Annotated in this window: 13 protein-coding genes and 1 pseudogene; 5 read left to right on the forward strand and 9 right to left on the reverse strand. The window is 47.8% G+C overall.

From position 1 onward, the window contains the following. Positions 1–4 precede the first annotated feature (4 nt). The 5 genes from ACX9GV_RS12880 to ACX9GV_RS12900 all read right to left on the reverse strand — a co-directional run bounded on the left by ACX9GV_RS12880 (position 5) and on the right by ACX9GV_RS12900 (position 5,658). The gene (locus tag ACX9GV_RS12880; RefSeq protein ID WP_473195790.1) at positions 5–1,174 is read right to left on the reverse strand and encodes a fimbrial protein; all 1,170 of its coding nucleotides are present in this window, start codon (positions 1,172–1,174) and stop codon (positions 5–7) included. Between the two features lie 11 nt (positions 1,175–1,185). Further along, positions 1,186–3,702 (reverse strand): fimbria/pilus outer membrane usher protein, encoded by a 2,517-nt coding sequence (locus tag ACX9GV_RS12885; protein ID WP_473195791.1) that lies wholly within the window; start codon positions 3,700–3,702, stop codon positions 1,186–1,188. A gap of 163 nt (positions 3,703–3,865) precedes the next feature. Continuing rightward, on the reverse strand, positions 3,866–4,567 hold the full coding sequence (locus tag ACX9GV_RS12890) for a fimbria/pilus periplasmic chaperone (RefSeq protein WP_473195792.1): 702 nt from the start codon (positions 4,565–4,567) through the stop codon (positions 3,866–3,868). A 49-nt stretch (positions 4,568–4,616) separates the two neighbouring features. After that, positions 4,617–5,162, reverse strand: a complete 546-nt coding sequence (locus ACX9GV_RS12895; protein ID WP_473195793.1) for a fimbrial protein — start codon at positions 5,160–5,162, stop codon at positions 4,617–4,619. A 115-nt stretch (positions 5,163–5,277) separates the two neighbouring features. After that, positions 5,278–5,658, reverse strand: a complete 381-nt coding sequence (locus tag ACX9GV_RS12900; protein WP_473195794.1) for a winged helix-turn-helix domain-containing protein — start codon at positions 5,656–5,658, stop codon at positions 5,278–5,280. 732 nt (positions 5,659–6,390) lie between these two features. On the opposite strand from ACX9GV_RS12900, the gene ACX9GV_RS12905 reads away from it, so the two are divergent. Together ACX9GV_RS12905 and ACX9GV_RS12910 are read left to right on the forward strand one after the other, a co-directional pair. Further along, positions 6,391–6,807 (forward strand): lysozyme inhibitor LprI family protein, encoded by a 417-nt coding sequence (locus ACX9GV_RS12905; RefSeq protein ID WP_473195795.1) that lies wholly within the window; start codon positions 6,391–6,393, stop codon positions 6,805–6,807. Positions 6,808–6,898: 91 nt separating this feature from the next. Then, positions 6,899–7,333, forward strand: a complete 435-nt coding sequence (locus tag ACX9GV_RS12910) for a lysozyme inhibitor LprI family protein (RefSeq protein ID WP_473195796.1) — start codon at positions 6,899–6,901, stop codon at positions 7,331–7,333. 225 nt (positions 7,334–7,558) lie between these two features. Here the strand turns inward: ACX9GV_RS12910 and ACX9GV_RS12915 are convergent. From ACX9GV_RS12915 to ACX9GV_RS12930, 4 genes and pseudogenes are all read right to left on the reverse strand, one after another. After that, positions 7,559–8,154 (reverse strand): annotated as a pseudogene (locus ACX9GV_RS12915) (maltose acetyltransferase domain-containing protein). Between the two features lie 23 nt (positions 8,155–8,177). After that, the gene (locus tag ACX9GV_RS12920) at positions 8,178–9,440 is read right to left on the reverse strand and encodes an oligosaccharide MFS transporter (protein WP_473195797.1); all 1,263 of its coding nucleotides are present in this window, start codon (positions 9,438–9,440) and stop codon (positions 8,178–8,180) included. 112 nt (positions 9,441–9,552) lie between these two features. Beyond that, a complete protein-coding gene (locus ACX9GV_RS12925) occupies positions 9,553–12,720 on the reverse strand; it encodes a beta-galactosidase (RefSeq protein WP_473195798.1) in 3,168 nt (1,055 codons plus the stop codon). Between the two features lie 142 nt (positions 12,721–12,862). Further along, positions 12,863–13,954: a LacI family DNA-binding transcriptional regulator gene (locus ACX9GV_RS12930; protein WP_473195799.1), complete on the reverse strand. Its 1,092-nt coding sequence runs from the start codon at positions 13,952–13,954 to the stop codon at positions 12,863–12,865. A gap of 225 nt (positions 13,955–14,179) precedes the next feature. Here ACX9GV_RS12930 and ACX9GV_RS12935 point away from each other — a divergent pair, with 225 nt between their 5' ends. The 3 genes from ACX9GV_RS12935 to ACX9GV_RS12945 all read left to right on the forward strand — a co-directional run bounded on the left by ACX9GV_RS12935 (position 14,180) and on the right by ACX9GV_RS12945 (position 26,850). Continuing rightward, complete coding sequence (locus ACX9GV_RS12935; RefSeq protein WP_473195800.1) at positions 14,180–14,728, forward strand: hypothetical protein; 549 nt, start codon at positions 14,180–14,182, stop codon at positions 14,726–14,728. A 57-nt stretch (positions 14,729–14,785) separates the two neighbouring features. After that, entirely contained in the window at positions 14,786–26,116 is an 11,331-nt protein-coding gene (locus ACX9GV_RS12940) for an amino acid adenylation domain-containing protein (protein WP_473195801.1), read from the forward strand. Positions 26,117–26,262: 146 nt separating this feature from the next. Next, positions 26,263–26,850: a hypothetical protein gene (locus ACX9GV_RS12945; protein WP_473195802.1), complete on the forward strand. Its 588-nt coding sequence runs from the start codon at positions 26,263–26,265 to the stop codon at positions 26,848–26,850. Positions 26,851–26,901: the final 51 nt, after the last annotated feature.

Here is a 26,901-nt window from a genome sequence, read left to right on the forward strand (position 1 = left end):
TTACTTAATAATAATTAATCGTAAATGTCATCTTGCCATCACCACGCCCTGGCGTCACTGTATTATCCGTCTGAATGTAACGGGCTGACAACGGAATCGTCAGTAGCCCTCTTCCTGTGGTAGTCAGTGTATATCTGACTTCACTGTTAAAATTAAACGGTGCCAGAGGTCTATCGGGATTTCCTTGACTAATTTGGATACCCACTCCGCTGGCTGCACTGTCTGCAGTCAGAGAGCTTACGGCCATAATCCCGTTATTCGTATCAATAATCGCATTCAAGGGGGTAAGCATGAGCCCTATCTCATTGTTGTCGGGGCCAGGCGCATTGACTGGGTTCACATCCACGGGATTATCACGACTATAATAACCCTGAAAGATAGGGCAATTGATTAATGTCAGGGTGGCATTTACCCAGGGCGTCGCAGAGCCAATACCATTAAAGTTGCTAACATCGTACGTTCCCAAGGAAACATTCACATCAGGCGTGATGCAAGTGGGTTGTGTAACCACCAACTGACCACTGAAACTGGTCTGAATGCTAGATGAGGGATAAATATTGGCACTGCCATCCTCCGAAGCAATGGAAACACCTATCGTGGGTAAATCCGCACCATTAATGGTGTAATTCCCTGGCGCTACATTCCCTATTTTGATCAAGCTGGAATCGAGAGATACCGAGGTCCCGGTCACATTAAGAGTTCCTTCTTGAGAAACAAGAAATGTGGCTAAAACAACGGGTGAACCATAAACGATCGGCCTACTGCCCTTCCAGGTAGCAACCCCCACACCAGCAACATCGGTGCTATAAACCGCCCCCGCATAGGGCGAACCATTCCATTGGGACAGTGGCCGTGGAGCAGAAAACACCTGCCCGATTATCTGTATTGGTACCGTGCTATTGGCATCCCCACCACTACAGGTGATGGTTAATGGCGATGAAGACCAGCGAAAGCGATAGAGGACAGTCCCCAGCGGCAATTCTGACCCGCCGGATATGGATAAATTGCCCGGTGCCAGCGGCGTTACATCAGCGCGTGGATTATTGATATTACAGGTGACAGCCGCTTGCACGGCTGTCGCCGATCCCAACAACAGGCACAAGACCAACGTCAGGGAAACCCCTCCCCAAGGTAATCGTATCGGAGGAATACTTGATAACCATGCTAATTTCATTCTATCGCTCCCTATTGATTCTCTTTGGTGCAGATGCGGGTCAAACGGACTAACTTGCTCGCTGGATTTCCTGCAGTTCCTGATGGTAGCCTATAGGCCACGCTACATTGCATCTCATTGCCATCCCCCCATTTCACCCGCAGTCGCCCTGTATCTTCCGCTACACGCGCGTATAACTGCCCCCCTTGGCCTACCGAGCCCACACTATTGCCCTGATCATCAAAAACATTAGCGCCAAAGGGCAACGCTTCCCCTTGATAGGTAGCATTCACCAAAATAGGTGTCCCTTGCTTGGTGTTGTACTTCACCTTCACAACGGCCCCAAAATAAGGTGCCACTTGCTGGCTGGTATTCTCTAGCTCGACATTATTTGACGTACCTTTAGGATCAATATTGATCTCATTCATCTGGTAGGGATTCAGGTAAGGCACCAAAGCGTAACCATGCGAATCCACAGTCACCCCCGGATACGAGGATACTTTGGCACCTTCCTCCCCTTTAGCCTCAATCAAGGCAAAAGTATCGGAGCTGTAAGGTGTAAAGGTCACGCCACCAGAATGGGCAACCACCGACCCATTTATCCCGGCGGAAGCACTATGGTAGCTTTTACCGGTACTGTAAGTCGCGCTCAGTGCGGTTGCCGGTGAACGGTAGTTGCCACTCAGTGAACCACTCGCTCCCATGCCTTGGTTAGCGTTCATCGCCGTCACACCGTAGCTGAACTGGTTGTCCGCTCCGCTAGTACCGGAGACACTGGCCTGCTGACCGTAACGACCACTACTGTCATGGGATAAATCCAGGCGCAGTTGCGGCGTGTGGATCTGGCTATAACTCCCCAACGGTATGCTGAAGCTCAAGAGATAGTTAGTTTGAGCCGTGCCGAGGCTGGAAAAACTACGGCTGATACTGAAACCATACGAAAGGTTTTTGTAACGGTTGTTGTATCCTACCTGGTACTGTTTATCGTTGCCGTCTTTGTTCCAGTAGTTCTGCACCGAACCGGTGATATACAACTGCCCCCATCCCTCTGGCAAGCCTTGGCTGGCAGTCGCTGTCAGCCGGTTTTTGGCTCTTGAAACTGAGTTTGGTGAATCCCCCTGTGCCACTGCATCACGAACTTGCATCGCGGTCATAAAATCCATATAGCCATCAGTGGAAAAGCGGTAGGCTGCCAGCGACAAGTTACTGTTGGTTTCGCTAATCAGTTTACTGTAGCTCACCTGATAACTTTGACCGTTGTAGTTATTACCCGATGAATATTGCCCACTGTCATTGCTATTACCCTCAAGACGTGTCTGCGCTTGAGTCACGTCGAAGGCTACCGCCCCAATCGGGGTGCCGGTCGCGACACCCAGTTGCAACGCGTAATAGTCTTTACTGGCCTGCAGGCCCCCATAACCCGTAATGATGTTAGTCAAGCCAAGCTGATAGGTAGCCTGGTACAGGGCTGGCTTTTCACGCAGATTATCACTGCGCAATTCCCCCGCAGTGATGGAATAGCGGGATGATCCGGGACGTAACAGTTGCGCCACCGAGGTATAGGGGACTCTGAAGGTTTGCACCGTCCCATCCGATTCACGCACCGTCACATCAAGATCACCACCGAAACCGGTAGGGTACAAGTCATTAATCAGAAACTCTCCCGGCGGGACCGTGGTTTCATACAACACTAGGCCGCTTTGGCTCACGGTGACACGGGCGTTGGTGCGCGCAATGCCGCGGATATCCGGGGCATAACCGCGTTGAGATTCCGGCAACATCCGTTCATCACTGGCCAGTTGAAGACCGAAAAATGGCAGGGTATCAAACAGTTGCCCAGTGGTATTTGACTGCCCTAATAATACCCGCCCCTTAAGTGATGGAATATCACGCTGTAGATAGGTATTAATATTACTGTATTTGTTTGAACCGTCACTTATCCGGTTATACGAACCATTATGGCGTAAATACCAGGCTCCGACATTCAGCCCCGCATTTACCCCAGCAAACAGTGAGTTAAAGCTATCCCCCCGCGATTCGCTGGTGTAGCCATTTACGTTATAACCTAATAACAATGCGGGTACGCCGCTATCCCATAATTCCGGGCTAACGGTACCGCGGGCAGTGTTCAGCATATAGATTTGGGGGATCAGAATATCCAGACGCTGTTCATTACTGTCGAAGTTAACCTGTGCCTCTGGCAGTTTATGCTGTAAATCTAAGCATTGCTCTGCGTTGTCTAACGTATGCAAAAAATCTTTAGGTAATTTTTCGTAATTAAAAGCGATATTCTTAATCAGATCGCGGGTCAGGCAGGGATAAACCGATTTATCTGGCCGAGCTTTGAATTCAATATCGCTATTGCTAACCGCTTGATTATTAACATAGACAATGGTTTTATACACGCCGGGCAACACCGAAGCGCCATTGGCAAAGCGGCTGAGATCAACCGATTTATTATCATCAACATTCAGGAATGAGGGATCAAACTCAACATTCTTTGTGGTATTCACTGGCGCACTAGCATCGATGAGCTTATTTTCAGCCATGGCGCTACCTGCAAAAAGAGCAGATAGGATAGCCATAACCAAAGGAGATAACCTATATTGGATATTATAATACAAATCTTTTGACATAAGACATCCCTTCAAAAACGCATCCCTTAAATAATAACGGTGCTATTTTTAATCAAAGATTACGGATTGATTGTCATTAATGAATAATGCTTTCGAAATTATTGATTGCGCCATAATCATCGACAAAATTGCCAGAAAGTGTACTTCCTGCCTGCCCCGATAAATTGAACGTCATGGTTGCACGAGGTTCTATCATCGCACCTTCAATTTTCTTACCATTCAGTGTCAGATTCACCAAAGAGACATGGTAGGGCGTGAGGTTTGAAGCTTGAATACGATTACCCTGTGAACTCCAGGTTAGCGCTTTGGCGGCATCTCTGGCATTACCTTGTAGCCCGATCGGCCGGTAAAACAGCTTGATGCGTGAGCGAAAGGCCATCTGCAGGCGGTTTTCCGCCACCACGACACTATCTTTAGCGGGCACTTCCAACACATTGAGCCAGAATACGGATTCTTTATCCATGGGGAGAGGCTCCCCGGTATAGCTTATCCGTAGTGTCTGCCCTTTATTTGGGTCAACACGATTCATCGGCGGGGTTAACACAAACGGCACTTGGATAGTTGATGGCTTGGCATTAGGGTCCCCTTTATCAATCCAGCTCTGTACCAGGACAGGAGCAGGGCCGACATTGTTAAGTTTAACGCTGACCTCCTTGGCATCAGAAGGATAGATTACGCGTGTTCCACTGATCACCACGCTGGCCAGCGTGCTGGTGCTGAATAAAGCAACTACAGCCAGCCCACACCATTGACGAATACTGCACAAGGGAAATATCATGATATCTTCCTGAAGATTGGGAGAGGACACCGCCTCCCCCGAAGTTCTGTTACATATACTGAATTGAATAAACAACGCTGCTGACTACCGTACCAGCGGTAGTCAGCCCATTGGCGTAATATTCAACCTCGTACGGCAGAACTGCACTACCGCTTGAAATACTTAAATAAGTGGTATTGGTTCTCTGGCTGGAATCACCCACCTTAATCACGGCTTGAGAAGCACTTGAACCATCACGCAGTTGCAGAGCCACTAAAGTGGCAGTACCAGTGGTATTTTTCAGACGGCCATTGACCAAGTCAACAGAAGAACCGGCTTCAAAGTAGGCAGATGCGGTTTGCAACGTACCCGAACAATTAGTCAAAGCCATGTTGAAGTTAGTACGCCCAGCGGTTTGACCTGCAGCAGTCAACTGGTTAGTACCTACTGTTGGCAATACGACAGTTGCGTTTGCTCCCTGACCATTTACCGAAACATCACAGGTATTGGCGGTCAACTCACCATTAAAGTAAATGGTACCTGTAGAGACAGCCTGAGCAAGGTTAACAGAACCCAATACTGTGGCCAGGGAGACAGCAATTGCTAACTTTTTCATATATATTCCTACAACTCATCGTGTTATTAACCCATTCTAATATCCATTAGAATGATATGACGTATACCCATACAATATGGATATACGGTATCCACCCCGTTAAAACAGAGTAGAATTACCCGATAAACATTGGTAATACGCTGTAACTGCCTATAAAATATCCAACACCGTGGGCATTTGAAATAAAATCTTCTGGTAGCCCAATGGAGGCTAATTTATTTCTCAATACCTTTATTAAATACCATAGCCGCTGGCTAGAAGAGTAAGATTGACTCTCTTTCCATACATTTTCTATGATATCATTCTTGGAAAGAATGGTTCCTGGTTCATTATCCAATAGCAATAACAATAATCTCAATTGTACGTCATTAAGTGTGACCACTTTAAAGAACATTGCATTTTCAGCAGTTTCAGCACGGTAACACACAAGCCTTTTATTAATAATATCGAGTTGAATGTCTTCTTTGAGCAAAAATCCATAAAGTCTACTTTCCATATATGTCTCGGATCACTGTCTCTCTTTGATCAAAAAAACACCAAAGCCGTCACTGACGGACGGATTATATAACTTGTTAACTCCTTGGCAATCAATTAAATTTTAATGTAAACCTATCAAAAAAAACCACAAAACAGAATTTTATTCTAAAAATTTAAGATTTACGGAATTTAAATTTAATTCATAACTATTATACATGAGTTAAGGGGTGTATTGGTATCGTTTACAGTGATGAGAGATTCATAGTTATATCTTTCGAATGTTAAAAGCTAACAGGATTAAATCACTAAATAATATTTATTATCTTTAATAATCAAGTAATTACAACAATAATTTGAGTAAAAACATTCATTAGTAAAAAGTGAAAATTCACTTCAGATAATTAGCGTGATGTACGATTTGTTTGGATAAGGTGACACTGACTTGCTGGATTCAGCTTGCTTGAAGCCTGATTGTGGCACAGTGCCAAGGTGTTAATACGATTCATTCAAAACGGCCCCCTTTAGGGTTGCCTTATCCTGTAGGCCTTACCCTGGAGGCCTTATCCTGGGAGCATTTTCCGAGAACAATGGTACGGTAGCTGCCCCCACTTCGCTGAGACAGCTCCATATCATTGAGCTTGTTTAACGCTATCCTTTGACTCAGCCACTTACAATGCCAATGACTGCAATTTTTCCAACTCATCTGTATGATATATCGCGATAACGGTTAAGCATAAAATGAGAGGGATAGATGGATAGAATGGTAAAGACGGCTATTATGCTGCTCTTACTGGTATCGCCCCCCTTGGCGAACGCTAAGGAACTCGATACAAATATTGATGAAACATTGGCTAAGTGTACTGACAGCGTTCCGCAACGCTCGAGTGCGGAGATGGCTGCCTGCTATAATACTGCGGTAGATGCTTGGCAAGCGGAAATTGATAAACAACTTCAGCTTATGATGCAAGATCGGACCGAGAATGAACTGTCGGCACTAAAAAAAATGCAAACCGCTTGGGTTGAGTATAAAAAATCATCCTTTCAAGCTTTAGATGTTATTTTTTCCGATCAGCAACAATGGCCGGATGGGCCTGAAATAAACGCTTTTTTTAAAATGATTTTCCTTAGTAAACAAGCAAGGCAACTCAGCGAGAATGATTTGCGATAGCGCACCAGCCCCCCCTACTAGGCTAGGGTTATGTACCCGATTATCTTTAAAAAATACAATGCATTAAGTCATAAAACCGAGGGAGATAATTGTGGTAAAAAAAATGATTATTATCGTTTTATTGATATTCATTAACACGACCAGAGCCGCTGAACTCAGTGCAACATCTGATGACGAATTTGAGTTAAATTATCAAATTGAGGAAGAATTTGATAAATGTGTCAAGGATGATGCGAAAAATTATAGTACCAGGATGATGAACTGTTATTATGATGCCGCTGATGCATGGGAAAAGGAGATCGATAGACTCTTTAAACTTTCCCTTAAAGAACAAAAAGATGAAACAATAAAGTCTGCATTAATCATGAAACAAAAATCGTGGGTTAAATATAAAGAAGCCTACTTCAAGGCCTTAGATAAAATTTACACTCTGCAAGAAGTAGGAACCGCAGGATTAACCGTTAGCGCCAGTATTAAAATGGATTTTCTACTCAATAAAGCCGCGGAATTTACTGAATCCTATTGAACTAAAGTTGACTCCAGCGGTTGCCTGATTTATCAAACTGATCATACCAGAACGATGGAAACGCTTGCAGCGGCCCCGATAAGGGTCGAAGCGTAGGAAGAGCCAAGTATCTCGCGTCACTAATACCGCGGCAGCTTGAATGGCAACCAAGTTGATAACCGGTTAAATAATCCCTGTCAGCATCATTAAAACCCAAGGAGCGCCGCAGCGCCCCTTGGCGTTTGCTCAAAGCCCAGTGCGTTTGGCGCTGCCCTCCCAAGTATCTTGCTCACCGATCGGCCTTAGCACGCGGCATGGAACGCCTGCGGCAACTACGTCGGGGGGACATCTCGGGTCACTACACTCCCTGCTCCAATCACGCTATTACGGCCAATGGTCACTCCAGGATTAATTATTACTCCACTGCCTATCCAAACATTATCCTCAATGGTGACGGTTAAAGAAAACTGCTGCCCGGTAATACGCACCGAGGGATCTATCGGATGCCCGGTGGTGGATATCGTGACATTCGGCGCAATCATCACGTTATCACCAATCAATACCTTTCCGTCATCCACCACCACCAGATTAAAGTTGGCATAAAAGTTATCGCCAACAATAATCTGGCTGCCATAAGCAACATGTAGTGGCGGCTCAATCCAAAAATTTTTGCCGATTTTCCCCATCAGTTGACGGATCAGTGCTTCCCGTTTTATCTGCTCAGAAGGCCGCGAATGATTAAAATCATAAATTAACTCTTTTCCGCGTAAGCGCTCCTCTGCCATGCCCTCATCAAGATCAGTATATAAATACCCACCTGCTAATCTTTCTCGTTGCGTCATCATTACGTTATCCTGGCGCTTAATTACGCCATATCCCTGACTACGCTAGGTTCTGGTTTAAACGCTGATAGTGGCCCCCGCCCGCTCAGAGTAAACACCGATATCAGCGTAAACGACAGTGCAACCATCCCCAGAATAAGATAAGCCCCATGAAAACCGATTCTTTCATACATATTCCCGGCCAAGATCGACATAAAAATAGTGGCTAGTTGTTTAAAGAAACAGAAGCAAACCAGATAAATAGTGGCAGAGAAGCGCACTTCAAATACGGTGGTAATATATTTAAAACAACCGACAATCAGGAACGGCACTTCAAACATATGCAAGGTTTTCAGAATAATCACCTCTAATGGTGTAGAGGCAAATGAAGAACCGATAATACGTATCGACATAATGAAACCGGCTAGCAAGAGTGCATTTTTCCCGCCAATACGATTCACAATAAGCGGAGCAAAAAACATGATCGATGCATTGAGCAATTCACCCATCGTGGTGACATAGCCAAAAACACGCGTCCCCTGCTCGGCTGAAGAGAAGAACGAGGTAAAGAAATTGGCGAACTGCTGATCAAACACATCATAAGTGCAGGAAACACCCACCACATACAGAGCCAAAAACCACAGTTTAGGGTTTTTCAGTAATTCGAATGCCAAGCGTAAACTGAACGGTTTACTGTTGGCACCCAATTTATCTGCAACTTGCGCAGAGCTAGCTGCTTCAGGTTTAGCAATAAATAACAGAATCGCCAATATCACTGCACAACCAGAGCCAAGCCAGAAGACAAATTCGTTGTTGATGGTAAACATAATGCCTACCACTGATGCACACAACGCCCAGCCCACACAACCAAATAAACGCGCACGACCGAACTCAAATGAGCTGCGACGGCTCACTTTCTCGATGTACGCCTCAATAGCCGGTGCACCGCCATTATAAATAAAACCGAGATAGATCCCACCAGCAATGGACCCCAAGATAATATTAGTGCGTAAAAGTGGGCCAAAAACATAGATAAAGAACGGCGCGAATAACACCAACATCCCGGTGATAATCCACAGCAAATGCTTTTTCAGCCCCAACTTATCTGACAGCAAGCCAAAAACCGGCTGGAATAGCAATGAAAAGAAAGAGATAGTCGCAAAAATAATGCCAGTGTCCCCTTTGCTGATGTTATTAATATCATGCAGCCAAATGGGGAAGAAGGGGAAATAAGCACCCATGATAAAAAAGTAGAAGAAGAAAAACAGCCCAAACATCCAAAAATTAGTATTTTTCAAATAGTACATGGCGAATTCCTTACGCAACAACCCTACCGCGCGTTGAAGCTAACCTCAAATACACGGCAGGGTTTATCTATGAATAATGTTAGTGATAAATACTGTTTAGCCCTGCTGTATGTTATTCAGCGTACTGCCAAACCAACGAATAACGATAATGTTCGGCATCCAAGATAAAATCAGGGCTTACGCTCGGGCTCCACGAGTCATCGCCGCCAACCCCCATATGGAAGCCATCAATATTGACCCAAACCCCCTGCTCCTCCTGCAACAAATGCTGATGCGAGGTATCGGTTAATTGCTGTTGGCTATAACGGCTGAGGGCAAAGTGGAAATCCCCCAGCCACTGCCAGCGGCCAAAATTCAATTGGCGCGTATGGCAACGCAACCCGTTCTCGGTTGGGAAAATATATGGCGTATGTAACGCTGAAAGCGGTCGTGTCCAACGCCCATGTTGAGCAGAAAGCTGACGGTCAGGATAGTTTTCATGTGGGCCTAACCCCAACCAGGTTGCCTGTTCAGCAACTTCGGCAAGTTGACAGCTCAAGCCGATGCGCGCTGGTGATGGAATTCCGTAGCTAACATCAACGTTTACATCAAGATGCAGTTTACCCAGACGGTCAATTAAATAGGTCTTACGGCTAATAAACAGAATGATGTTTTGGCCGCTATCACTATCATCGCTATAACTATGACCGCCATAACTATGACCGCTATAACTATGACCGCCATAACTATGACCGCCATAACTATGCGTTGTGCAGATCTGCACACCTTGTGAAACCAAATCGACTTCACATTGCAGCAAGCTCGTTTCTAGCGCATACATCCCGGCTTTCTTCCAACGTTCAACCCAAGCATTGGGATCGATGCGGGTGGTCTCACTCACGCCAATATCATTATCCAGCGGTGCACGGGTAAAGTTGTCGCATAACGGCGTCAACAGTGTGGCTTTTTCATCCTGCCACCACTGCTCCAACAAACCAGTTTGCCGATTGAACTGCCAGCGTTGTGTTCCCCACTCAATGCTGAAGGTATTATTGGTCTGGTTCAGCCGTGGCAATTCCCCCTGCAGATGATGATTATCGCTTGGCAACATTAATGGCCGCGTTAAACGCCACTGGTCCCAGGCACAACGGTGATGTTCTGCAGACCATGCTGTGGCCTTTATTTGGCGAACCTCCACATTCAACCACAACTCACCTCCCCCATTCAGTTCGGGAATGTGACCCAGCACTATTTTCTGCCTGGCTTGTGCCGGTAATGCAAGTTCGACATCCCCCTCAGCAATCGGTTTGCCATCCAGGGTTAAGTGCCAATACAACCGTTCATTGTCACTGGCGCGGAACAAATACTCACTGCTCACTTCAACCGTCAGCGGAGACTGCTCAAGCAACTGGAACTGGAAAAACTGCTGAGCGCGCTGCGCTTCGAACAGAGCCGGGTGTGGACTGCGATCGGGAAATACCACACCATTCAAACAAAATTGACGATCATTGGGGGTATCACCGAAGTCCCCCCCATAAGCCCAGTAAGGTTGGCCGTTATCATCAAGGCGCGTTAAGCCTTGGTCCACCCAATCCCAGATAAATCCCCCCTGCAAACGGGGATGTTGACGAAAAGCTTGCCAATAACGGTCAAAACCGCCAAAGCTGTTCCCCATGGCATGAGCATACTCACACAGGATCAACGGGCGAGGTTCATCAGGTAAACCGATCCATTTCTTGAGCGACCATTTCGGTACAGTTGGGAAGGGCTGATCCTGCTCCACTCGTGCATACATCGGGCAGAGAATATCCGTTGCTGCCGTGTTGGCCCCGCCACCTTCATATTGTACCGGGCGAGTAGGATCCTGGCTTTTAACCCAGCGGTACAGTGCATCATGGGTGCTACCATGACCCGATTCGTTACCCAGTGACCAGATAATGATACAAGCATGGTTACGGTCGCGTTGCACCATACGCGTCACGCGTTCACTCATGGCTGGCAACCAAACCGGATCATCGGCAATCCGGCTCATCGGCTGTAAACCGTGGGTTTCAATGTTGGCTTCGTCCACCACATACAGGCCATAGTGATCGCAAAGCTGATACCAACGCGGATGATTCGGATAATGGGAACAGCGCACCGCATTGAAATTATGCTGTTTCATCAGCAAGATATCCTGGCGCATTGTGGCCTCATCCATCACCTGCCCTAGTTCGGGATGGTGTTCATGGCGATTGGTACCACGGATCAACAACGGCTGACCATTAAGCTTCAACAAGCCGTTGCTGATTTCAACCTGGCGGAAACCCACGTCATAAGCCTCTGCCTCTACCAGCTCTCCGGTGGGCGATAGCAGCACGATTACGGCACGATACAGTTCTGGCGTCTCCGCACTCCATAACGCCGGTTGCTCCACTGGCAAGCGCAGCGTAGTACGGTCGTCATAAGCGCCCCGCTCATCGATGATTTCACTGCCGAAGCACTGGGTTTTCTCGGCAATCAGCCTCTCTTTACGCCACAGTTGCACCTGCACCCGGTGTTGCTGCGGTTGTTGGGCGACTACCGTTACAACCAACTCTCCCCGGCGGAAACTGTCGCTTAATGGCGTAGTGATATGGATATCACTCAAATGGCTGGCTGGTTTATGTAATAGGCTAACATCGCGGAAAATCCCGCTCATGCGCCACATGTCCTGATCTTCCAGATAACTGCCATCGCACCAGCGTAATACCATCACCGCCAGGCGGTTTTCACCCGGTTGCAGCGCGTGGCTGATATCAAACTCGGCAGGTAAACGGCTGTCTTGTGAATAACCAATCCATTCACCGTTACACCAAAGATAAAAGGCCGAATTGACACCGTCGAAAATAATCCGGGTTTGCCCCTGTGTTATCCACTCGTCATCAACACTGAATGTGAGCGAATAACACCCCGTGGGGTTTTGTTCAGGCACTAAAGGGGGGTTAACCGGAATAGGATAAGTGACATTGGTATAAATTGGTGCGTCATAGCCTGCCATTTGCCAGTTTGAAGGCACCCGCATTTCATCCGCACTGTCCAGATCGTCATGTAGCCATGCTTCAGGCACCTGTTCTGGCTGGCTAAAGTAGCTAAACTGCCAAACACCATTTAATGAAATAGACTGTGATGAAGCCTGGTCATCTCGGGCATCTTGCTCATTACGCCAACTGCGAAATGGCGGATGTGCTGGCAAGCGATGGTAGTGTGTACAGGCAGGATTCTCCCAGTCTCGACGAGATAAAACAGCACTGAGTGATTTCCCTAACTGAGATGAACTCATACATCCCCCAAAATGTTATCCGCTCACAATTAGTTGTAAAATGAACAACAAGCATAAAGGTGTAAAGCAAATATCATGGGGAAATAGATGTCGGTCACATATTCAGCAAAAGGAGTGAGGGTTGATCCCCTCAGATTGAATTTTATTTTTCGTCCAACGTGGCGATTTGACGAGCGATACGCAGCAACTCCTGAGATAAACTTTTCGGCGAGACATTTTTTTGATTCACTGCCGCTGTGGTATGCCTTTGCACCAGCGAGGTTGCCAAACGCAAAGAGCACCCATGAGACTGATGCTGCCCTTCCAGACACTGGACCAAACGTTTCACACTTTCCTGCCCTAACAAGCGGAAATCCTGCTTGATGGTGGTCAGCGGCGGGAAATAGTAAGCACTATCTTCGGTGTCATCGTAGCCAACCACCGACATTTGCGCCGGAACTTGCAACCCATACTCCTGTAATGCGCGCAGTACGCCTAACGCCATTTGGTCATTAGCCACCAATATTGCCGTCGGGTGTTTTGGCAAACTTAAAATCTGCCCAGCAAGCTGGTAACCGGAAGCGGCATCCCAATCGCCGTGAAACACAGAACAAGGTACCAATTGATGTTCGGCTAACGTCGCTAACCAGCCCTGATAGCGTAAACGACCGGAAATAGAGATCAGAGGCCCGGTAATCAGCGCAATGTCGCGATGCCCAAGAGCAACAACATGTTCGACGCCTCGTCGAGCACCTTCATAGGGATCAAACAAAATGCTAAACACCTCGGCATCGGGGTCTACGTCTAAAAACAGTGCAGGGATCTCGCCACAGGTTTGCACCATGGCATAAGCATCATCGGTTGTCAGGGGGACGTTAATCAACAAACCATCCACCCGTTGTGACAGCAGCTCATTCATCGCAGAGCGACAGGCCTGAATGCCAAGATCTTCCACCATGGAAATCACCACGTTAAAACCCAACTGGTTAGCTTGGGTTTTAATTGCCGATGCGATTTGCGAAGGTGCATGCAGTGCCAACTCGGTGGTGGCCAACCCCAGCGTAAAGCTCTGTTTACCCGCCAGCTGTTGTGCGACACGGTTTGGCACATAATTCAACGCAGCCATTGCCTGTTCGACCTTAGCACGAGTTTTATCTGAAACATGTTCGGCCCGATTTAATACCCGTGACACAGTCTGATACGACACCCCCGCATAGTCGGCGACATCATTAAGCGTGACAGATTTAGGCTTCATACAGTTTCTCGCGTAGATTAATACTAAAAATCAAGCTAATGGAGTTGAATCATAGCAGATTCAGTCTATCGATAGAGAAGCTAAACGTAGTAAGATGAAGGGGAGTATTAGCTTCAGCAAGTACAGTTGCCCGGATATTTACCTCCTCTTAACAATTATCTGGGAATAATATTAATCATTCTTATATTATCCTCTCTGGTCACATGGTAACCTATTGGTTCTGTTATGATGGGATTAAGTTTATTCATAGATAGTATTGCTGACTATCCCGTTATACTTATCAATACATTATTACAGGGCACATGGATGTTGTTGCTGGTGGTTAAAAATAATCCTTCTGTATTTGTCAGTAAAGCGTTGTATCGCCAACCGACGGCGTTGGTTCAGCATGGTGTCAGAAAATGCCATATTGATGCCATCACTTATGGGCAATGTGCATTACTGGATGAAACCGTATTCCTCCCCCGTAGCCACACCATCAACAATTTAAACCAGGAGGTCAATCCCACCTGGCATGCAATGCCACTCCAGGCTCGTTTTTTTCTACGTTTGATGCGGGCAACCGGTTATTGGACAACATTAAAAACCATCCAGTATGAGTCCGCTCGTGCAACCTTACTGCACTCTCGTTTGTTGCGGATCCCGCTCTCCGTCGTGGTGACTTTGGGGTTGAACGCCGGATTACAGCTTTCGTTACACCCGTTACGACAATCTGCACAGCCGGACTCAGTGAGCGAATTAACGTTAGCGAGTATTAAAAAACACCCGGGCTGAGTAAACCTCACCACCGGGTAACAAAAAGTATTTGTTATTTTAAGCAAGGAGCTACAAATGAATATTCAGTTAGCATCACCGTATACCAGAATATTTTGGACAGAATGGCAACTTGATCCATTGTCGAATAAATACAATATGATAATGGACCAAACTATTACTGGGTCACTGGATATCAATAAACTTGAGCGCGCCGTTAAATATCTGATTAATAAGTATCCTGTATTAGACAGTCATTTGGTTGAAGAGGATGGTCAGCTTTTATGGCGTAAAAATGCGGATACGCTGATCACAGAGTTAGAAAAATGCGATAGCCTACAAGCTTTGGCAGCATTAGCCGCGCGCCCTTTCGACCTCAATAATGGCCCACTGTTTAGCTATGGTTATTATCATGATAAAGACAAAGATCTGTACGAGTTTGTCGTGGTCTATCATCATGTGATTATTGATGGGCTTTCAGTGGCTGACGCTTATGCTGAAATGTCGGATTATTACAATGACAATTTGATGACGGAAAATCATATTGTTAATGATAATTTTTTTTCGGAGAAGGTTCAGGAATATCTGTTTAAATTAAAAAACCTCTCCACTGCCAATCCGACAGAATTTTGGCAAAGTGCGTTGGCAGGATTGCCTAAAACGAACGACATTCCTTATATCCAGCACTTTGGGGAAGATTCCATTGAACGACAAGTAAAGTTCTATCTTCCAGTTAAAACATGGCAAGTTCTTAAATCGAATTTAAAACATACTAATGCATTTTTGGTGTTTAAAACTATTTGGGCTTTATTAATTGCCCGTTATTGCCAAAGCGAGGCAGTGCATCTTGCTTACCCGGTCTCGATGGAGAATGGTAGTCATCTGAGGTTAGGCGCACAGGTGAATACTGCGGTATTCCCTTTTTTTGTTCATCAAGACGATACTTTTGCTGATATTTATCAACGGACTTTGGCACACCACCACGATTTGAAAGCTAAGCCAGGGCTACGTTTTACTCGCTGGCCGATATATGAAGTGCTGAAAAGCACAGGGATACGACCCAACATCAGTTTTGCCCAAGCACATTTCAATGAGTTGACTCTGTCGCTGAGGGGATGCCAAACGCGCTGTCATCATCGGTTTGACCAGAGTCTGGCTAACGCTGAGCTCGTTTTGGAATATCAAGAACAGAACGATAATATCGCATTTCGTATCCGTTATGAGCCAGAACGCTTTGCCCCACAACAGATTGCCGCGATGGCTGAGCAGTTTCAGCAGTTATTAAACCAAGTCCTGTTGCACCCCGAAAAACCGTTAGCGAGCTTTCCATTGCTGACCCCAACCCAACAACGCCAGCAGCTAATCGATTGGAATCCCCCGCAGCCGGAAGCGATGATGGCAACAGGGACTTTACACCAGGCAATCACTGAACAAGCGCAAAAATACCCGCAACGCATCGCCTTGGTTGATGAGCAGCAACAACTGACCTACCTGGAGTTGGAGCAAAAAAGTAACCAGCTTGCTCGCTGTATCACGGAAAACTATCAGCGCATTGCGCAAAAAAGCATTAGCCCAGACACCCTGATCCCGTTTTGCATGAACCGTGGCGTAGAGATGATCGTTACCATGCTGGCGATTATGAAAACCGGCGCCGCATATATTCCTTTAGAGCCTCAACTGCCCAAGCAACGTATCAGCTATATTCTGGCGGATAGTCATTGCCCAATGCTGATAACTGAGCAGGCTTTAAAAGCAAAACTACAGGATATGGCGTTACCAGCAGCGTTGTGGGTACCGGATGCATTGGTCAATAGCAAGGCGGTGAGTGATGCACCTTTGCCTGTCGAGCACTCACCTCATCAGTTGGCTTATGCCATTTATACCTCTGGGACAACAGGGCAGCCCAAAGGCACCTTGCTGGAACACCAAGGGGTGCTCAATATGGTGCGTGGTTTTCAGGCGATGATCGGCGGTGCCGATAAAGCGCGCAACTGCCTGCAATTTGCCTCCGTAGTGTTTGACGCCCATGTGGCGGAAACCTACATCCCGCTGTGTGGCGGCCATACGCTGGTGGTGGCGACCGAGGAGCAACGTCATGATCTGCCAGCCTTATTGGCGCTGATTGAACGTCATCACATTGATTTTGCCCATTTGCCGCCAGCGCTATTAAAGCTTCAACCGAACATTCCAGCTTGTTTATCGCAAATTGTGGTGGCGGGAGAAGCGACATCTCTCACGTGCCTTGACCACTTCACGCAGCAAGGGCATCAGTTGTTTAATGCTTATGGCCCTTCAGAAGCGAGCGTGTGTGTCTCTATTAACCTTTATCGCCACAACGGGGCGAATAATATCGGGCGCCCATTGCCGGGTGTGCGCTTGTACGTGTTGGATAGCCAGCAGCAACCCTTACCCATCGGTGTGCCTGGGGAGCTTTGTATCTCAGGGCTTGGGTTGGCACGGGGTTATCTTAACCAGCCCGAACTGATGGAGGAAAAATTTATTGCCAATCCGTTTGCACAAGCGGACGAAAGCGAATTTCAGCGGCTTTACCGTACTGGCGACAAGGTACGCTGGCTGCCGAATGGTGAACTGGAATATGTTGGCCGTAACGACGATCAGGTGAAAATTCGTGGTCATCGGATTGAACTGAGTGAAATTGAACAAGCCTTTGTTGCCGTGACGTCGGTTGCGCATTGTGCGGTAGTGGTTCGTGGGCAGGAGACGCCACGTATCGTTGCTTACTATGTCGCAGAGGTCACACTCAATGATCAATTGGTAAAACGTCAGTTAGCTGAACGGTTGCCAGATTATATGGTGCCAGCAGTATTGGTGCAGTTAATGGCGCTACCGTTGACCATCAACGGCAAACTGGATACTCGGGCGCTGCCTGAACCGGATTACAGCCAAGTTTGTGGTGATTATCGCATGGCAACTACCTATCAGGAAAAACAGTTGCAAGCCGTTTGGCAACAGGTGATGGGTCTTGAAGACATTGGGCTCAATGATGATTTCCTGCGATTAGGTGGCGATTCTATTACCGCGATCCGCTTAGTGTCCGAAATGCGCAGGATTGGCTTGGCATGCCGCACGCAAGATCTTTATCAATACCGTTCTATTGCCGCTTTGCTGGATAATTTGACCACTGCGGCCTTGCCCGATGCAGTGCTGCCTGAGCAGGGTAACCTTAGCCAAGCGATATCCTTGTCACCTACCCAACGCTGGTTCTTCGATCAAGCGTTTGAGCAGAGTCATTACTGGAATCAATCATTCCTGATCCGCGTACCTGAATTAGATTTGGGGCGTTTACAGCAGGCGATCAATACGTTGGTGGTTCACCATGATATGTTGCGAGCGCGTTTTACATTAGATCAGCAGGGTTCCCATCAGTATTACCAGGCTGAATTAGCCCCTCATCCGTTACGGTGTGCTCACCGAGCCACGCTGTCTGATGCTGAATTAGAGGCATTGTTCAGTCAGTGGCAGAGTGATTTTGATTATCAACAGGGCCCTTTGTGGCAATTCGGTTACGTTGATGGCTATCAGGATGGCTCTGCGCGTATTTTCTTCGCTTGTCATCATTTGATTATTGATGCGGTGTCTTGGCGCATTCTGGTCGAGGATTTACGTCGTTTGTATCTTGGCGAAGACTTGGGGTTAAAGTCTGCCAGCTATCGGCAGTGGGTGAATGCCTTACTGGATTATAAACCTGTCGATAAGCAAGAAGTGGATTACTGGCACTTACAGTGTCAGCGCCAGCACGATTACCGTAGTGATTTTGCGTTAAGTCATCAGGTTCACCTGCATTATGAGCAACTGGATACGGTGGTGACTGGCAGGCTGATGCAAATGAGCGATCAGGTAAATGACCTGCTGCTTACCGCATGGTTACGCACCTTGCGCCATTACAGCCATAGCAATAGCCATACGCTGATGCTAGAAAGTCACGGGCGCGATTTACCCTGCGGGCAAATGGATGTCGGGCGCACGCTTGGCTGGTTTACCGCGATGTACCCAATAAACTTTACCTTAGCGGATAATCCACAGGCGGATATCGCCCAAGTACGTTCCGCTCTCGAAGCAGTACCGAACCATGGTATAGGCTACGGTGTATTACGTAATCGCGGCAACGAATCCGCGCTAGCCTTGCGCCACCCAGGGATAGTTTTCAACTTTTTGGGGCAATTTACCGACCAGGGTGGTGAATGGCAACTGCTGGCCGAACCCGCAGGGAAAAACAGCCATCCTGACAATACCAACCGCGAGCTGCTGATATTGAATAGCTGGGTGGCGAACCAACAGTTGTGTTTCCGCTTGGATGGTATGCTGACGGCATCGGTCTTAAGGGATGTTGCCCATAGATTCACCATTGAAATCAATCAGTTGATTGATAACCATAACGAGTTACCGTGCATAATGGGCGATAAACTGCCCACAACGCTATGGGAGAAATTACAGCAACGCTATACACCGCAAGCGGTTTTCCCTTGTAATAGTTTACAACAAGGGTTTATCTATCATGCAGTTAGCCAACCGGACGATCCGAGTTATCGGGTGCAAATGGTGTTGGATTATCTTATCGAGCTAAACCCTACTGCCTATCGGCAGGCGTGGGAAATGGCCATGGCGCGCTTCCCTATTTTGCGTACTTGTTTTAATTGGCAGTGGCAACCGTTGCAGGTGATTTGTGCAGAAGCGGCAATGGATTGGCAATATGTTGATTATCAACAACAGGTTGAGTGGCCATTGGCTCTTGAGCAGTTATGTGAACAACAGCTCACTCAGCCGTTTGATTTGCAACAACCTGGCCTGTTCCGCTTACGACTGGTGAAGATTAGCGAACAGCATTACTGCCTGGTTTATACCGTGCATCACAGCATCACCGATGGGTGGAGCGGCCAGTTATTGTTAAAATACGTACATCTTGCCTACCAACAATTACAAACAGGGCTGCAACCTGAGCGGCAGCAGGAAATTACCTACCTGCAAGCACAGCGATACTATATGGAGCAGGCTGAAAACAGCCGAGCCTATTGGCAACAGCGCCAGCTTAACCAATGCCAGGCAAATGATATCTCTTATCTACTCAGCGTGCCTTATGAGCCAAAAAGTATCACCAGCGCAGAACAAACCCTGTTAACGCGCCTGCTGCCTGCCGCTGTATTTTCATCGTTGCAGCAACTTGCACAGAACCAGGGGGTGACGCTGAATGTGATGTTGCAGTTTGTCTGGCATAAAATTCTGCATATATACAGTCGGCAGGAAGTCACTTTGGTTGGCACTACACTATCTGGCCGTAATCTGCCGATTGATGGTATTGAGGAAAGCGTTGGTCTGTATATCAATACGTTGCCGCTGAGGGTGGATTGGGATAACGATCACAGCTGTTTGCAGCAATTACAGGTCATTCAGCGTTCGTTGAATGAGTTGGATGAATACAGCTATCAACCTCTGGCTGAACTGAGCTATGGCGGTGAGGCACTATTCCACACGTTGCTGGTGTTTGAAAACTATCCAAGCGTGGATATGCAGGCTATGCCGGTGAGCATTCGTGCTACCGCCGAGAAAACAGATTATCCCCTGAATCTGTTGGCACATACTACCGAAGACGGACTAATGCTTTCTTTGGCGTATGCCACCCCCTATCTGACCGAACAGAAAGCCGATACGCTGTTATCCTTGCTGGTCACGCTGTTGAGCTCTCTGCCAGCTCATTTATATGTACCGCATTATAAATTACCCCTATTGCCAGTCAGTGGGATGGTTCAGCAACCCATGCCGGTAGCCAATTCGCCGTTTGACTATCAACACGCTCTACACCAGAATTTTATGGATTGGGCGCGGAAACACCCAGACGATATTGCAGTTATCGATGCATTGGGCAGTTGCAGCTATGGCGAGCTGTATCAGGCAGCGTTGGTATTATCAAACCAGATACGCCAGTGCGCAGGGCGTCATTCGGCGTTGGTCGCTATTCTGATGGATAAGGGACGAGCCCAGGTGATCGCCATCTTGGCTACGTTGATGGCGGGTAAAGCCTACCAGCCGATGGATAAGTCATGGCCGGAAAAACGCCGCTTGACCATCGTTGAACAGGCCGATATCGAGATCGTCCTGTGTGATGAACCTTGGCAGCATGCTGCTTTCACCTCTCTCGTGTTGGATAGTACCGGTAAGGCAGAAGGTATAGCGTTACCACAGCCTCTCTTGCCCCCAGAGCCGGTAGATCCAGAAGCGTTGGCGTATGTCATTTTTACCTCTGGTTCCACGGGCGTGCCGAAAGGCGTCGCAGTTTCGCATGCGGCGATCACCAATACCGTTATGGCGATGAATAGGCAACTGAATGTCGGTGCAGGCGATGCCATTTTTGCTGTCAGCGCGTTGAGTTTTGATGTCTCGGTGTATGACCTGTTTGGCGTGCTATCTGCTGGGGGGCGTTTGGTGCTGCCTACAGAAGCACAACGCTATCAGCCGCAAGCTTGGTATCAGTTGGTATCACAGCATCGGGTGACTCTCTGGTTCTCGACACCCGCCTTGTTTGACCTGTTGCTCCAGCATGTGGAGCACTATGCCAGCGACTCTGATTCACCGTTACGTGCAGTGATGTTAGGGGGGGATTGGGTGCCACCTACATTGGCTCAGCGCTGTTTTACCTGGGCTGAGCAGTGTCGTTTCTTCAACTGTTGGGGGGTAACTGAAGCTGCTGTTTGTTCAACAATGTATGAAGTGGCGCAAACTGAGCAATTCCAGCAAAGTATTCCGCTTGGGATCACGTTGGCCAACCAGTCGCTGTATGTTCTGGATGAGCAACTCAAGCCCTTGCCACAGGGAATGGCGGGTGAATTGTATATCGGGGGCGCGGGAGTAGCACAAGGCTATTTCAATGACCCGCAGCGAACCAGCGAGCGCTTTATTTTCCATCCCACCACTGGTGAGCGCCTCTACCGCACTGGGGACTTGGGGCGTGTGCTGGAAGATAACGATATCGAGTTCCTCGGCCGTATCGACAATCAGATCAAACTCAATGGTTATCGCATCGAGCTGGGCGAAATAGAGCGTACCTTATCCGTCATGCCAGAAATCAGCCAATGTGTGGCGCTGGTGACTGAGACGAATCCTCGGATTTTGCTGTATTACACCGCCAGCCAAGTGATGGACAACGCTTACCTGCACCAACTGTTGGCGCAGACGTTACCAGAATATATGCGTCCGTCAGATGTGATCGCCTTGGAGAGCTTTCCGTTAAGCGTCAGTGGCAAGATTGATCGCAAAGCGCTGCCGATACCTGGGCAGAGCGAGAGCCATAAAGAATACACGCCCCCAAGCGATGAGTGGGAAATGCTTTGCTGCGACTTATGGGCTGAGGTATTGCGTACTGAACGCGTTGGCGTCAACGATAATTTTTATAGTAGCGGTGGCAATTCGATTCAGGCGATTACCCTTTGTAACCGCCTGAGCCAAGCGTTGGCAAGGGAAGTGACTTTCGCGATGTTCAGTGCTTACCCCACTATCCGACAGTTTTGCCAGCACCTGAAACAGCAGACAGCGGTGCATGCGGCAGGGCCAATCGCAGCACAAAAGAAGACGCAATATCCACTATCCTCATCACAAATGCGTTTATGGTTTCTTGATGAACTGATGCAAGGCAGTGATCTTTATCAGGTTCCAGTGCTGTTCGAACTGGGGGCAGAGATTAATATCGCCGCCTATCTGCAGGCATTGCAGGCGGTGGTCTCGCGCCATCATTTGCTGCGCAGCACGATAGTGCAAAATACGGCGTCGGGCGACACAGAGTTTTTACTGCACCAGAAACCGTTACCGCTGGAGCGTTTGCAAGTGGCTGCAGACCAATGGGAAGCCACACTAGAAACGGCCATTCATCGCCCATTCAATTTGCGTAAAGAATATCCTATTCGCAATATATTGATCGAACGCCGGGAGACTGATGGGCGGGTAACCTGTTTCTCCTTGCTCAACGTGCATCACATCGCTTTTGACGGCTGGTCGGCCAACCTACTGTTGGCTGAACTTGAAGGGCATTATGCCTTCTTTGCCAAGGATACGCCGCTAACGTTACCTGAGCTGACTATCCAATATTCTGACTATGCGTTGTGGTTGGAGAGCCAACAGGGAAGTGAGCGCAACCAGGCTCGTCAACAATTCTGGTTGGACAAAATGCAAGGATACCAGTCATTGGAGCTCCCCACGGATTATCCTCGACCTAAAGAGTTTGATCATCGCGGAGCAACGGTTTCATTAAACATCGAGCTGGAACTGAGTGAGCAGTTACGTAACCTGGCCCGAGCGACTGGCGTAACGCTCCACGCAGTATTACTGACTGGGTTCACTCTGCTGCTGGGTAAATACAGCCATCAGCAGGATATTGTTATTGGTGCGCCAGTAGCCAACCGGCCCCATTCTCAAATAGAGCCGTTGATTGGTCTGTTTGTTAACACACTGGTATTACGTAATACCATTAACCCTGAATTACGGGTCGATGAAATGATTCGCCAAGTGTTCAACAATACCGTGGCCAGTCAAGAGTATCAGGACATGCCATTGGAGAAGTTGGTTGAAAGTTTGCATGTTGAGCGCGATCTGTCCAGACAACCGCTGTTTCAGGTAGTGTTCAGCGTCGAACAGGCGATGGAGACGCAGGGGGAAAGGTCACTATTTACTCCGCTTGACCTCATGCAATACTACCAGGTTGCGAAATTCGATTTGGGCCTGCTGATTGAAGATGGGCAACCACAGCTCGTCGCAAATATTAATTACGCCTGCGCGTTGTTTTCCCCAGAAACGATCGACGGTTTTATGCAGCATTTTCAGCAGTTGTTACGCGCAATGGTGCAAACGCCAGCGGCAAACGTGGCCAGCCTGAGCCTGCTAAGTGAAGCGAAACAACGTGAGTTACTGCAACCTGCTGTGGAGGCCAGACCCGCTGCTGAATATGCCTATGGGATTCATCATGGCTTTATGTCATGGGCCAAACAACACCCGAACGATATTGCTTTGATCGATTCACAGGGAAGTTGTACCTATGGTGAATTGTATCAATGGTCACTGACGCTCTCTAATCAGGTCCGCCAAGGCAATTTTGGCCATTCAGACCTTATTGCGGTTGTGATAGATAAAGGGCGAGCGCAAATAGTGGGGGTGCTTGCCGTGCTGATGGCTGGCCGAGCGTATTTGCCAATGGATACGTCATGGCCAGAGAGTCGCAGGCTGAGCATCATACAGCATGCGAATTGCCGCCTGGTGCTTACCGATAAGCCTTGGCAGCGGGAGGAGTTTTCGACAATTTGCCTTGCGCCAGATGGGCGAGCGCTTACATTACCGGCCACAGAGGTGATTCTCCCTGCCGAAGTTGTGGCCCCTACGCAATTGGCCTACGTTATTTTTACCTCTGGCTCTACTGGCGTTCCGAAAGGGGTGGCCATTCAACATGCTGCGGCCAATAACACGCTTGTCGATATCAATCATCGTCTTAATGTTGGTCCTGGTGATGCTACGCTGGCCATCAGTGCGCTGAGTTTTGATCTGTCGGTCTATGATATTTTCGGCATGTTATCGGCGGGAGGGCGTTTGGTCATCCCGAGTGAAGAACAACGCTATCAGCCGGAGGCTTGGTACTACCTGATGGCAGAGTACCGAGTGACGCTCTGGCAGTCTGCCCCAGCGTTGTTTGAGCTCTTGATGCAATATATTGAACGTGAAGGGCTGGTGCGCAATAACGCTTTAAGCCGCGTCATGTTAAGTGGTGATTGGATCCCGGTGAACCTACCACAGCGCTGTCATCGTTGGGCGCCTGACTGCCGCTTTATCAGTGCTGGTGGGGCGACGGAAGTGTCCATCTGGTCGATTATCTATGAAGTGGAGAAAGGCGCGCTATTTCAGCAGAGTATCCCTTACGGTAATGCGTTAACCAATCAATGCTTTTATATCCTGGATGAGCAGCTAGCGCCGGTGCCGCCCAACGTTATAGGCACGCTGTTTATTGGTGGTGCTGGCTTAGCTCTGGGTTATTTCAACGATCCAGAGAGAACTGCAGAAAGTTTTATCAATCATCCAATCACTGGGGAACGACTTTACAGCACCGGTGATCTCGGGCGCTGGTTGCACGATGGCAATATCGAATTCTGTGGGCGGATTGATAATCAGGTCAAAGTTAATGGTTACCGGGTTGAATTAGGCGAAATTGAAAATACCCTAATGGCGGTCAGTAACATCAAACAATGCTTAGTATTGAAAGATGCCGGTGAGCAAGAGCGCTTAATTGCTTATTACGTAAGCGATGCACCGTTGGATCACTCACGTTTGCTTACTCAGATTCAGGGGCATCTGCCGACGTATATGGTCCCTGCTGCGTTTATTTTTATGGCTGAGTTCCCGCTTAATGCCAACGGGAAAATAGACCGCAAACAACTGCCCTTGCCAGTTGATATGGATACTCGTCGTCAGTATGTAGCGCCAGAAACAAAACAAGAGCAGCAATTGTGCGTTTTGTGGCAAGAGATATTGCAACAAGAGGTCATTGGTGTGACCGATGATTTCTTTGCCTGCGGGGGGAGTTCTATTCTGGCAATTTCGCTGTGCCAGAAAATGTCTAGCATATTGTCTGAAACCGTACCAGTGGTGAAACTGTTTAAATACCGCACTATCCGCGGCATGTTGGCAGTGGAAAACTATCAGCCCGTTCAGCGAATTAACCGTTACCAGCGGGGGGCCGACAACCTGTGGATGATTCATCCTGCTTTAGTAGGGTGTGAAGCCTATCTCGATTTCGCCAAGGCGTTGGAAGGGGAGGTAAACTGCTTTGGGGTGGATAACTACAACCTTTATCACAGCGAGCAGCAATTGACCGAACTGTCCACCGTAGCCGCCTACTATCTGGCTAAAATGGAACAGCAAGGGCTGCTAGAACAACCCGTGATTCAACTGTTGGGTTGGTCTTTGGGTGGGGTGATTGCCCTGGAGATTGCCGCCATGCTAGAGGCCCGTGGCGTCAGGAATATCCAGCTTTACTTGTTAGACAGTTTCTATCAGGTCAAGGTTGATTATCAGGCTACACCGGACTTGCGTAAAAACATGCTGGCAGAGTTAGGAGTATATGGGGAGGCGGCGATACGGGCGTTGGTCGCCGAAGAGGCGGAGAATGCCATTGGCCGAGGAGAGATTTCTGGGCGATTACGGCATACCCAGGTTACGCTGTTCAAGGCCACCCAAATGTCTGCCTACTATCAATCCTTGGCTGGAGATCAACTGATAAAGTGTATTGAGGATAATGGTCTAGCAGCGGTGTGTGACCAATTGAATATTATCCCGTTAGCCTGCAATCATCACAATATTCTTGATCGTGTGAGTGAGATTCGCAGCGTGGTATGCAACCAACATCATTCAATGGTCGTTTGACAAAACGCATGTTGACCTGCAGGGTGAGCCCATGAATGAGGCTCACCCTGTTTAATCGGTTAGGTTCCTAGGGCTTCCATCCCTTGCCGTCTACAAGTCACTCGAATTAGATGCTAACTATTAACGGTTGTTAGTAAGGAGAATCAATGAATTATCAAATAGCACCACTGTGGTTCTACTCAGGAAAGATTTTTTTGCTGGTGGTCTTGGCCATTGGTTTGGCCTTTTTTGGTATCAATGCCCTGATATTTTATTTTCTATTGGTAGGATTGGTTATCCCCGTCGGTATTTCTGTTCGCTTACACCAATTGAAAGAAAAAAGTTTGGTCGTGATCCCCAAAGAACTGTCTCAATGGACGGTCTATGTGCAGGGCATCCCGGTACAGGAAAACCGCAGTGTCTTGACTAACCCCTGTTTTGCTATTCAAACACACCTGCAAGCATTTTTCTTTCGGGCTTTTATGCTTAAAGGGCTAATTCAGGCTGCCACATTGTTGATGTTGATTGTGCAACTTTTCCACACCACTAATCCGTGGGTATTACCCATCGGCCTATTTGTTGCGGTGTGGCTAGTGCTTAAGTGTATTGAGACAGGAAAAATATTGGTCGCTGTGGCACACCAAACATGGTCACTGGAAGAAGTAACCAGCGAGACTGGCACCAGTTGGTATCGTGCGGGGTTCAGCAAACAAGAGCAACCGACAACTGCATTAGAGAGATTGTTAGCGCTCTAGGTTTTCAGGCGGGCAGCCACCTGAAGGCGGTTGCCCGATGTGAAAAACACT

The sequence above is a fragment of the Serratia sp. 25CWL12 genome (assembly GCF_055790885.1).

Bases quoted from the DNA above. Each gene is read 5' to 3' on its own strand.
- ACX9GV_RS12880 (WP_473195790.1), bottom strand. From the start codon at position 1,174: ATGAAATTAGCATGGTTATCAAGTATTCCTCCGATACGATTACCTTGG.
- ACX9GV_RS12885 (WP_473195791.1), bottom strand. From the start codon at position 3,702: ATGGCTGAAAATAAGCTCATCGATGCTAGTGCGCCAGTGAATACCACA.
- ACX9GV_RS12890 (WP_473195792.1), bottom strand. From the start codon at position 4,567: ATGATATTTCCCTTGTGCAGTATTCGTCAATGGTGTGGGCTGGCTGTA.
- ACX9GV_RS12895 (WP_473195793.1), bottom strand. From the start codon at position 5,162: ATGAAAAAGTTAGCAATTGCTGTCTCCCTGGCCACAGTATTGGGTTCT.
- ACX9GV_RS12900 (WP_473195794.1), bottom strand. From the start codon at position 5,658: ATGGAAAGTAGACTTTATGGATTTTTGCTCAAAGAAGACATTCAACTC.
- ACX9GV_RS12905 (WP_473195795.1), top strand. From the start codon at position 6,391: ATGGATAGAATGGTAAAGACGGCTATTATGCTGCTCTTACTGGTATCG.
- ACX9GV_RS12920 (WP_473195797.1), bottom strand. From the start codon at position 9,440: ATGTACTATTTGAAAAATACTAATTTTTGGATGTTTGGGCTGTTTTTC.
- ACX9GV_RS12925 (WP_473195798.1), bottom strand. From the start codon at position 12,720: ATGAGTTCATCTCAGTTAGGGAAATCACTCAGTGCTGTTTTATCTCGT.
- ACX9GV_RS12930 (WP_473195799.1), bottom strand. From the start codon at position 13,954: ATGAAGCCTAAATCTGTCACGCTTAATGATGTCGCCGACTATGCGGGG.
- ACX9GV_RS12935 (WP_473195800.1), top strand. From the start codon at position 14,180: ATGATGGGATTAAGTTTATTCATAGATAGTATTGCTGACTATCCCGTT.
- ACX9GV_RS12940 (WP_473195801.1), top strand. From the start codon at position 14,786: ATGAATATTCAGTTAGCATCACCGTATACCAGAATATTTTGGACAGAA.
- ACX9GV_RS12945 (WP_473195802.1), top strand. From the start codon at position 26,263: ATGAATTATCAAATAGCACCACTGTGGTTCTACTCAGGAAAGATTTTT.